This window comes from uncultured Algibacter sp., from assembly GCF_947495675.1.
GTDB lineage: Bacteria > Bacteroidota > Bacteroidia > Flavobacteriales > Flavobacteriaceae > Algibacter_B.
Window position 1 is genome coordinate 46,979 of sequence record NZ_CANLZX010000024.1, and the last position, 9,586, is coordinate 56,564.

Sequence of the window (9,586 nt, forward strand, 5' to 3'; positions counted from 1 at the left end):
AAAAACTCAGCTAAAATTAGCTGAGTTTTTTTTATGTGAATTTATTTAAATTAATAGTATTTAGCATATACAACACGTGTGTGTAAATACTCTTCCATACCATGTTTACCGTCAGCTCCACCAACTCCAGATTTTTTCCAACCTGCATGAAAACCTTGTATGGCTTCAAAATGCTCTCTATTTACATAGGTTTCACCAAAATGTAACCCATTTGTTGCACGCATAATATTATTATAATTCTCAGAGAATATTGAAGATGTTAATCCGAATTGACAGTCATTAGATAACGCAATAGCTTCATCTAAAGTATCAAACTTCATAACTGGTAATACGGGTCCAAAAACTTCTTCTTGAATAATTTCAGATTGCTGAGACACATTAGTTAAAAGTGTTGGCTCATAAAAATAACCTCTGTCAAATTTTTCATGACGCTTACCTCCTACTAAAACTTCGGCACCTTCTTTTTTAGCAAATTCTACCATTTCAGAAATCTTATCTATCTGAGATTTTGATACTAAACTACTCATATCAGCATTTGTTCCTGTTAAAGCATCTTCAACAGTTACTTCACTCATTTTTTTAGTAATTTTTTCAACAAACTCATCATAAATACTATCTTCTACATAAACACGTTCTGCACAGTTACAAACTTGTCCGCTAAAAATCACCTTTGAAGCTACTATTGAGTTTACAGCTAATTCCATATTAGCATCTGCACAAACAATTGCTGGTGCTTTACCTCCTAACTCTAAAGATACTTTAGTAATGTTTTCTGCTGCAGCGGTAATAATTTGTTGACCTGCACCTACACTACCTGTTAAACTAATAATTCCTGTAATAGGACTTTTTGAAAGTGCATTACCAACCGTTCTACCTGCTCCACAAACAAAATTTAAAACACCAGCAGGCAAATCAATTTTTTGAATAAAATCAGCAAATTCCATGACTGTATTTGGTGCTTCAGAACTAGGTTTAATAACGCATGTATTACCTGTAATTAAAGAAGCTGCAACTTTACGAGCCATTACAAAAAATGGAAAGTTCCAAGGACAAATACCTACAGCTACTCCAATAGGAACTTTATGAAGATATATATGTTCTTTTTCACGATCACTTTGTATAATCTCTCCTTCAATACGTCTTGCCCATCCTGCATTATAATCAAAATAATCTGCAGTTACATCAATTTCAACTTGAGCTAAACCAATAACTTTGGCTTGTTCTTTTGATAATGTTTCTGCTAGAAAAACTCTGTTTTCTCTAATAACATCTGCCATTTTATGTAAAAAGCTTGCTCTTTGAATAGCTGGTAAAGCTTCCCATGCTGGTTGAGCAGCTTGTGCCGCTTCAAGTGCATTATTTGCGTCTTCAACTGTACCAGTAGAAATGGTACTAATGACCTCTTCTGTACAAGGGTTTAAAATTTCAATAACCGATGTAGACTTTGAGTCTACGAATTTTCCGTTAATATATTGCTTATAATGTTTCATAAAGTTTATGTTGGTTTTTTTGTATCTTTTTAAAGCATAAAAACTTATTTCTATTTAATAAAATATAGTGAGCTTAAATTTTTTAAAAATCAGTTTATAAGTAAAATTTATTTAATTAAATGAAATGGAAAATCTGTTGTTTTTTCGCAACACAATTGTTCCATAACTTGTTGTAATTCGGTTTTTAATAATGATATAGTATGATCGCCACCTTTATTACCAAGTGCAGAGACACCATACATAAAAGAACGGCCCATAAAAGTAAATTTAGCACCACTTGCCATGGCTCTTGCTACATCAGGACCAGAACGGATACCACTATCCATCATGACTTCAATTTGGTCGCCGTATTTTTCGGCAATACTAGAAAGTGGTTTTATTGTTGATTCTCCAGCATCTAACTGTCTGCCACCATGATTAGATACAATAATACCATCTAAACCTAATCTAATAGCTTGTTCTGCATCATAATGCGAAGCAACACCTTTTAATACCAATTTACCCTTCCACATATCTCTTATAGGCTTAATTTTTTCTTCATTTAGCCTACCAGAAAATGTTTGATCCATAAATTTACCTAATTGTTTTAAGTCTAAATTTTTAGGCATATAAGGTAATAAATTAGCAAAGTTTGGAATGCCATGTTTTAATGTTTGCAAACTCCAATGAGGTCTTCCAAAGGCTTGTAAGATATTGGTCAAATTCATTTTTGGAGGCATTGCCAGACCATTTCTAATATCTCTTGGTCTAAAACCAAAACTTGGTACATCACATAAAATAACTAAAACAGGACACTCTGCTGTTTCTGCTCTTTTTATTATATCGTCTCTAAGACTATCTTCTGTTGGATGATATAATTGAAACCAGGCTTTGCCTTCTGTTAATTCTGCTGCACGCTCTATGCTTGTTGTGGTTACAGTACTTAGAATAAAGGGTATGTTATGCTCAAAAGCCGCTTTAGCCAAAATTTCTGGCGAATTAGGCCACATTAAACCCTGTAAACCCACAGGTGCAATACCAAAAGGCGCATCATATTCAATACCAAATAAATTGGTTTTTAATGATGAGCCATGGTGTTTTCTTAAATAATTTGGCTTAAGTTGCACCTCTCTAAGTTCTGAAGTATTTCTAATTAAATTAACATCTTCATTACAGCCTCCATCCAAATACTCGAAAGCAAACTTGGGGATTTTTTTTTGAGCTTTAGTTCTCAAATCATCAACCGATGGATAACGGGTGTCAAAATTTATAGCCATGTATTTTTTTTATGTTAAAAACTTTTTCCTTAAATCTTCTACTTGTTCATCATTAATAGCTACCATTTCTCCAAGAGAATTACCAAGAACAATTGATTTGGCACTAAACTCTGCAACCTCTAAATAATCAAAGGTTTGTAATAGCTTATCTCCAGTAATAATGACTGAATCATTTTCTATAATTACAGCTGTTGAACAATTATCTACTATTTGTGAGTTATTGTTTTTTCTAAAATGATCACCATATTTTACAGAACTAATGTCTTGTAAAAAGATCCAACTTTCTGGAATTGTTCTTACATTTAGATATTCGCCTGTAACTCCAAATGCCATTAAATAAGGCGACTGTGTCATGATAATTGAATTTACATCTGGATTACGATTGTAAATTTCTTGATGAATCCATGTAGCTCTACTCGGTGTTTTACCAGCTTCTCTATGTCCATCTTTAATTTGAACAATATCATCAAGATCTATATCCCAACGATTAATACCTGTTGGTGTTATTAAGAAGTCGTTGTCTTTCCATCGCATTGATACAGTTCCGTAAGAACTTATCATTAAACCTTGTTGGCAAGAACGTTGTACAATTTTACATATTTCTAAACGCTTTTCAATTTCATCAGATTCATATTGAGTAGATTCCATTTCTGGTAATACACCAGTAGCTTGAGCTTCAAACTCATCAATTTGTGTATCTGTTAAATAGTTAGGCGTTCCAATTTGTGAACCATACAAAATAGTACTTGCACAAAACTCTAAAGCTTCAAAACGCTCAAAAGCATCTGTTAAATCACTACCTCCCAAAACAGTACCATGGTTTTCCATGATAATTGCTTTATATCCTTTTTTAAATTCATCTGCGATAACCTCTCCTAAATCTTCACTTCCTGGTAATCTATATTTTGCATATCCTATAGGACCACAAACATGTTTAGCTTGAGAAATAATATTAGTATTAGGTATTTGACGTACAATACTGAATGATACTAATGCTGGAGGATGTGCATGAATTACTGATTTAATATCTGGTCTAGCTTCATAAATAGCTTTATGAAATGGAAATTCTGAAGATGGTTTATGTTTTCCTATAATAGTTCCATCTTTTTTTACACAAATGATATCTGATGATCTTAAAGACCCTTTATCAATTGCTGATGGTGTTACCCAAATATCACCATTATCATCGATAATAGATATGTTACCGCCTGATGTTGTTGTCATCCCTCTTTTATAGATTCTATCTATAATTTCTGTAATCTGGTTTCTGGGGTGAATTAATTTTATATTTTTTGACATTTTGTATGATTTGAAAATTGAATGTTTTGAGAAAATTTAAATCTCAAAAATATTAGTGTGTTATTATAGGTTAACTTTTTACAATAAAAGGTACATGCTTTTTAAGTGCGTAATTCTTTTTTAAGAATTTAGAATTCAATTTAGTGTCTGAAATTGAAATTGCAGCACCTAAAGCAGATCCTAAAGAGGCATTAGTTGTCCTTAGTTTTTTATCTCTTAAATAGTGCGTCAATAGTTTTATATATAAATCATTGTCACTAAAACCACCATCAACATAAAGTCTAGATATGGTATCATTACCAATAGCTTTTTTTATACATTTAATTTGAAGCAATACTAACTCTGTCATTAATTGATGATAAGCATCTTCGTAATTATTATAAGATATTTGTGTTTTCTCAGGCATATCTTCGTCTTCAACACTTTCCCATCTGTAACAATGCTTAAAGTCTTCAATAACTTCGTAATATGTATCATAATTAAACTTTACATTACGGTGATAATCGTCATCAACTCCAAAAAGTGTATTCAATTTTTCAACCTGTAACTTATATTCGTTACCTAAAAATAAACGCGATGCTTTTACAGGTTTTCCATTAATACGCATGTAATTAATAGCATCTTTATCTTCTGTATCCTCAGAAATTGGTTGTTCTGTAAATGGATTAAATGCGATGCTCCATGTACCTGTAGAAATAAGAACAAACTTTTTTCTTATACTTCTTACGTAAGGTAATAGTGCAGCAGAACTATCATGAATACCAACACCAATTTTGATGCGATTGCCATTATAATTCATATTAATACTGGTTTCTGTTGAGACTATTGTTGGTAAAATTTTATTAATACCTTCTTTATAAACCCAACTATGGTAATCTTTCTTACCATAATCCCATAGTGCTGTATGGCAACCAATGCTTGTATATTCACTTAAAGCAATACTTGTAAATATGTAACTTAAGTATTGTGGTAAGTGTAAAGAATATTTTATTTTCTTATAAACTTCTGGTTTAGTTTTTTTTAACCAATACAACTGCAAACCAGAATTTAACATACTTAAATCAGCACAACCTGTGGTTTTTAAAAAATCTTCTTTTGGACCATAAGTTTCAAAGAAAGTCGAAATGATACTTTCTGGTAGTGGTTTAGTATAGTTATATAATGGTGTTAATGGATTTCCATTTTCATCAATATGAACTAAACTTGCTCCGTAAGTTGAAAAATTAATGGCCTTAACTTCAAACTTATTAGATTTTAGAATTCTATCAAAAACCTTTTTTAACCACTTTTGTAGTTCTGGCAGGTTTTCTGTTGGATGTCCATCTTCATCTTTTATCTCTTCAAAAGAAATATATTCTTTGTGAACTTCTTTAAAATTCTTATCGAATAAAAAGAACTTTTTATTGGTTTTACCTATATCAAAAACTGCGGTTACCTTTTTCATACTACATTGCTTAAAGTCCTGTAGCTACAGTATGTTTACCTCTTTCTTTTATAAGTCCGCCTCTAACATCTAGGGCTCTGTATGCATTTATTGGGCTTATAACACCTCCGCTATTTAAACGGGCTTTTTCTAATAATGGTCTTACATCTGTTCTGTAAGCGCTTTGTAAGATTTCTTGACACTTAACAACATCGTTATTTAATTGTGCTGTTCTTAGTTCGTTTTGGTCTATTAATAATGCTTTAGCATAAGCTTCTTGAATAGCTTCTAGAGACTGTATTAAATCTTCTAAAGGATCTTTTATGTTATGACTTGCATCTATCATCCAAGCTAAATCTGGATTCTGTGGGTTGTTTTGCATACCATAAACTAATTCGTTAAATATTAAAAATAACGCATAAGGTTTGATACTTCCAACAGTTAAATCATCATCACCATATTTACTATCGTTAAAGTGGAAACCACCTAATTTACCTTTTAATTGTAATATTGAAACAATTTGCTCGATATTACTATTTGGTAAGTGGTGCCCTAAATCTACAAGCGTATATGCTTTATCACCACAGCCATTTGCTAACATAAGTGATGCACCCCAATCTTGAATTACTGTACTGTAGAAGTTTGGCTCGTATGGCTTGTACTCTACTAACATTTTCCAATCGTCTGGTAAACCTTTGTATATGTCTATTAAACTGTCTTGTGTATTTTGGAATGCTGTTTGGAAGTTGTTTTGACCAGGGAAACTAGAACCATCTGCTAACCAAACTGTTAATGCTTTAGAACCTAATTTATCTCCAATTTTAATAACATCTAAGTTATGCTGAATGGCTTGTTCTCTTACAGCCTGACTTGTGTTACTTAAAGAACCATATTTGTATGTTTCTGCAGCATCTTTTTGATCTTGGAATGTATTTGAGTTTACAGCATCAAATTTGATATTTAAAGCATCTGCTTGTTCTTTAATAGCAGCATAATCAGAAGGAATATCCCATGGTATATGAAGTGATACTGCTCCAGCTGTTTGAGTTAGACTATGAAGCACACCAACATCATCTAGTTTTTGTTCTAAACTTGAAGGTTCTCCATAAAAAGAAAAACGTCCAAAACGAGTTCCACCTGCGCCTAATGCCCAGCTTGGAATAGCCACCTGAAATTCGGCTAATTTTGAAACGATAGTCTTTACATCATGACCGTTTTTAGTTAATTTACTTGCTAAAAAATCAAAACTTTCATTGTGACTTTCTAACCCCTTTTGATTGTAATCTGCGATTTGTTCTTTTTGTATTTTCATGATTTAAACATCTTCTAAATAAAAGAAACTTCCATAAACTTCAAATTGAAACCATGGAAGTTTTCCTTTACTAAACTAAACAACTTACTAAATTATTTTTACTATTATTATCTTACAAATGCATTTGCCATACCACCATCAACATTAATAATGTTTCCTGTAGACTTATCAAGAATTCCAACTAAAGAAAATACGCCATTGGCAATATCATCTGGAGTTATAATTTCATTTAACAAGTTTCTTTTTGCATAAAAAGCTGGCAATTCTTCGACTGTAATTCCATTGGCTTTAGCTCTACCTTCTGCCCATGCTCCTTCCCATATTTTGCTTCCAACAATTACGCCATCAGGATTTACAGTATTTACTCTTATTTTATCTTTTGCTAATTCGGCAGCTAATAAACGTACCATATGCTGTTGTGCTGCTTTTGCAGTACCATAAGCTACATTATTAGGTCCTGCTACTAATCCATTTTTACTGGCTATAGCAATATAATTCCCTCCTAATCCTTGCTTACGCATAATTGCTGCTGATTGTTTTGCCAAATCAAATTGGCCTTTTACTAAAATATTTTGCAATATATTCCAATCTTTATCTGTAGTATCTTCTAGAGGTTTAGAAATTGCTAAACCTGCACTATGTACAATAATATCTACACCTCCAAACTCAATACATGCCTTTTTATAAGCTGATGCGATAGACTCTGTACTAGTTACATCACAAATAGCATATGTTGAAACATCTCTTTTATAAGTAGCATGTGCTTCTTTTAGACTGTCTTCATTGATATCTGTTAATACAACATTGGCGCCTTCTGCTGCTAATTTATCAGCTATGGCTTTACCAATACCACCACCTGCTCCTGTTACAAAAGCTACTTTACGAGATAATGGTTGCTCTTTAGGCATACGTTGTAATTTAGCCTCTTCTAGTAACCAATATTCAATATCAAAAGCTTCTTGTCTTGGTAATGAAGTGTAGGCTGTAATCGCCTCGGCACCACGCATTACATTAATAGCATTAATATAAAATTCGTTAGCTACACGAGTTGTTTGCTTGTTTTTTGCAAAACTAAACATCCCTACTCCTGGATATATAATAATTACCGGGTTTGCATCACGCATTGCAGGACTATTAGCCTTCTTACATGTATTGTAGTAATTAGCATATTCTTGTCTGTAAGTTTCAAACGCCGGCTCTAGTTTTTTCAAAATAGCATCAGAATCTGACAAGTCTTCATTCTTATCTAAAGTTAGTACTAATGGTTGTATTTTAGTTCTTAAGAAATGATCTGGACATGAGGTACCCATTGGCGCCAAACGCTCTAAATCATGACTGTTTATGTATTCCATTACCACATCGGTATCAGAAAAATGACCAATCATTCTATTTTCAGAGGAACATAACCCTCTTAATAAAGGCATAATTTGAGCTGCTTTATCTAAACGCTCTGCCTTTGGTAAACTCTCGATTTTTTGCCCACCAAATACGCTTCCTTTTTCCTTAATTTTTTTGGCTATAAATTCAGAGGCCATTTCTATAACCTCTAAGCTATTCATATAACATTCATAAGAAGTATCTCCCCAAGTAAATAAACCATGACTACCTAATACGATACCACGAATCCCTGGATTATCAGCTAAACATTTTTCTATTTGAAGCCCTAAATCAAAACCTGGACGTTGCCAAGGCACCCACCCCATAGTATCGCCCCAAATTTCTTTGGTTACTTGCTCACTATCTTTTGCAGCTGCTACTGCAATAAGAGCATCTGGGTGTAAGTGATCTATATGTGCAAATGGTAATAAACCATGTAAAGGAGTGTCAATTGATGGTGCCTTACTGTTTAAATCATAAATACAATGATTAAACAACCCAACCATACGGTCTTCATCTTGCAAACCACCATAAACATTCTTTAAATCTCGTAATCGTTTTGTATATATACCAGCAATACCTGCTCTGTTTAAGGTACCAATATCTCCTCCTGAACCTTTAATCCACATCACTTCAACATCTTCATTAGTTAGTGGGTCTTTTTCTATGGTTCTACAACTTGTATTACCACCACCATAATTAGTGATTCTTAAATCTGCTCCTAAAATATTAGAACGGTATAAAAATAAATCTACTTGATTATCACCGAGAGCTAATGCTTTTTCTTCGTCCCATAAATAATCAACATATTTAAAACTCTTTGTACTTTTCTCCATATTTAATGTTATAATGAATAATGATATCAAAAATATATTTGAAAATAAACTTTTCTATCCTGTACTATGTGGTAATTGTTAATATTACATATAAAAATGTATGTTTTTATATACATTTTTCTATTAATACAATGATTTACAGCGAATTAAAACTAACACTCTAATCTTTTATTATTATTACAAAAAAATCATATTGTTATAATTATTCCCATTTTTTTAATAAATCTGTTACATTTTATAAAATGTATATTTACATTATTAAAATATCTAAAGGTATTTAATTATTATCGACAGGACAGCGCAGGATTCTTTCGGTTTTTTCAAAACCTATATTTGTTTATTTACTATATCATAGTTAATGATTGCTTCATTAACAAAAGATATTTATTTTCTAATTAATTATGGAAACACTTAAGTTTATTAAAATTGACGAAGATTCTCGAATTCCGAAGTATCAACAAATTGTAGACTCAATCATTGACAATATTTTTTCAGGAAACTTTAAAATTGATCATAAAATACCATCTATAAATAGGTTAAGTGAATATTTATACCTCTCAATAGATACTGTTGAAAAAGCATATAACATACTT

The 9,586-nt window shown here is 32.1% G+C and carries 6 protein-coding genes and 1 pseudogene; 1 reads left to right on the top strand and 6 read right to left on the bottom strand.

From position 1 onward, the window contains the following. Positions 1-50: 50 nt before the first annotated feature. From aldA to Q0842_RS14815, 6 genes are all read right to left on the bottom strand, one after another. Positions 51-1,490 carry an aldehyde dehydrogenase gene (aldA, locus tag Q0842_RS14790; protein ID WP_298499855.1) on the bottom strand — a complete coding sequence of 480 codons (1,440 nt, stop codon included), beginning with the start codon at positions 1,488-1,490 and terminating at the stop codon, positions 51-53. A gap of 107 nt (positions 1,491-1,597) precedes the next feature. Further along, positions 1,598-2,746: an alpha-hydroxy acid oxidase gene (locus Q0842_RS14795; protein ID WP_298499858.1), complete on the bottom strand. Its 1,149-nt coding sequence runs from the start codon at positions 2,744-2,746 to the stop codon at positions 1,598-1,600. Positions 2,747-2,755: 9 nt separating this feature from the next. Beyond that, on the bottom strand, positions 2,756-4,045 hold the full coding sequence (locus Q0842_RS14800; protein WP_298499861.1) for a class II aldolase/adducin family protein: 1,290 nt from the start codon (positions 4,043-4,045) through the stop codon (positions 2,756-2,758). Positions 4,046-4,115: 70 nt separating this feature from the next. Continuing rightward, positions 4,116-5,489 carry an FGGY family carbohydrate kinase gene (locus tag Q0842_RS14805; RefSeq protein ID WP_298499863.1) on the bottom strand — a complete coding sequence of 458 codons (1,374 nt, stop codon included), beginning with the start codon at positions 5,487-5,489 and terminating at the stop codon, positions 4,116-4,118. Between the two features lie 10 nt (positions 5,490-5,499). Beyond that, a complete protein-coding gene (locus Q0842_RS14810) occupies positions 5,500-6,780 on the bottom strand; it encodes a sugar isomerase (RefSeq protein WP_298499866.1) in 1,281 nt (426 codons plus the stop codon). Between the two features lie 107 nt (positions 6,781-6,887). Beyond that, positions 6,888-8,993 (bottom strand): bifunctional aldolase/short-chain dehydrogenase, encoded by a 2,106-nt coding sequence (locus Q0842_RS14815; RefSeq protein ID WP_298499869.1) that lies wholly within the window; start codon positions 8,991-8,993, stop codon positions 6,888-6,890. A gap of 401 nt (positions 8,994-9,394) precedes the next feature. Between Q0842_RS14815 and Q0842_RS14820 the strand changes: the two are divergent. Then, positions 9,395-9,586, top strand: a pseudogene (locus Q0842_RS14820) (GntR family transcriptional regulator); the annotation flags it as partial.